Annotated in this window: 1 protein-coding gene; it reads left to right on the top strand. The window is 62.9% G+C overall.

Translation table 11 applies throughout. From position 1 onward, the window contains the following. On the top strand, window positions 1-229 hold a 229-nt coding region (locus tag SB771_RS37565; RefSeq protein WP_410722349.1), incomplete at both ends, for an SAM-dependent methyltransferase.

The raw sequence follows: 229 nt of genomic DNA, 5'->3' as shown, positions 1-229 counted from the left end.
CGTTAGTGCCGGCTGCGGTGCTCGAAGGGCATTCGGCGGCGCAGGTGGTGAACACGGCCGAACTCGACCTCGACCAGATCGTGGCGTTACTAAAAAGCGCGGACGATAAACGTCAGCACGTAGCGCGCGTGCACTCCGGCGACCCTTCGCTGTACGGCGCGATCGGCGAACAGATTCGCAGGTTGCGCGAGCTTGCAATTCCCTACGAAATCGTACCGGGCGTGACCGC

It is taken from the genome of Burkholderia sp. SIMBA_051 (genome assembly GCF_046534915.1).
Classification (GTDB): Bacteria; Pseudomonadota; Gammaproteobacteria; order Burkholderiales; family Burkholderiaceae; genus Burkholderia; species Burkholderia ambifaria.
Note: the sequence above shows the minus strand (reverse complement) of the source record. Positions and strands in the feature narration are given on the sequence as shown.